This window comes from Actinomadura sp. 7K534 (assembly GCF_004348575.1).
In the GTDB taxonomy this organism is placed as follows: domain Bacteria; phylum Actinomycetota; class Actinomycetes; order Streptosporangiales; family Streptosporangiaceae; genus Spirillospora; species Spirillospora livida.
In genome coordinates, this window is record NZ_SMKB01000545.1 from 1 (window position 1) to 626 (window position 626).

Here is a 626-nt window from a genome sequence, read left to right on the forward strand (position 1 = left end):
GCGTCGGCGGGGGCGTCCTGTGGACGGGAGAGGACCAGCGGCAGGTCGTCACCCGGAACCGGCGGGAGCTGGAGGAGTACGAGGAGGCCTACCGGAGGCGGGGCCTCGACATGATCGACGACCACGGCGGGTACTTCGAGATGGCGGCCGACGAGGACGCCATGGCCGAGTTCGAGGACCTGCCGCTCCAGGTCGCCGGCGAGATGGGCCTCCCCGCGACGATCATCAACGCGGACGGCACCAGCGCGTTCGTCGAGGTCGACGGGTCGGTGGGGAGCGAGGACGCCGGCACGGGGCTGAGCGGCTCGCTCCGGCACGAGGAGACCAGGCTGCTGGGCACCTCGGAGGCCATCGAGGCCGACGGGACCCGCGTCCATGGCGAGTACTACGCGGCCACCGACACCGACACGGCCCGGATCGGCCTGGAGATGGCGCCCCAGCCGGTGGTGGGCGCGGGCTATGACCTCACCTGGGAACGGGTCGGCGGCAACGTCCTCCATGTCGAGTACGACGACGACGGCGACCCGATGCGGGTCACCGCGGTCAACACCAGTGAATGGCGTGTCGGGCGCGGCGGGTCGCTGCTCCTGGGATTCGAGGGCGAGCGCGGGAGCGGCGGCGGGGCG

The 626-nt window shown here is 72.5% G+C and carries 1 protein-coding gene; it reads left to right on the forward strand.

From position 1 onward, the window contains the following. The coding region (locus E1266_RS38675; protein ID WP_165966391.1) for a hypothetical protein at positions 1-626 on the forward strand (626 nt) is incomplete at both ends.